Annotated in this window: 1 protein-coding gene; it reads right to left on the reverse strand. The window is 58.7% G+C overall.

The features are described from left to right. Positions 1-123: 123 nt before the first annotated feature. Positions 124-223 (reverse strand): GapR family DNA-binding domain-containing protein (locus E4K09_RS23835; RefSeq protein WP_134500167.1); only part of this gene is annotated, 100 nt, incomplete at its 5' end.

Consider the following 223-nt stretch of genomic DNA (forward strand, 5'->3'; position numbering starts at 1 on the left):
CTCCACTTCGCCGAAAAATGCTCTCGTGCCACGTCGCAGGTCGAATGCGCTGAATCCGTTTCGGATAAGATTTCGTCACGGGTGTGTTGCGCATGAGAGGTCCCGCGCGCAACACGCGTGGAATCAGACAGGCATCCCGAGAGCCTGCATGTAGAGTTCGAGGATCGCCTCCTCCTCCTGGCGCTCGGCATAGTCGCGCTTGCGCAGGGAAATGATCTTGCGA

The organism is Microvirga pakistanensis, from assembly GCF_004458765.1.
Lineage (GTDB): Bacteria > Pseudomonadota > Alphaproteobacteria > Rhizobiales > Beijerinckiaceae > Microvirga > Microvirga pakistanensis.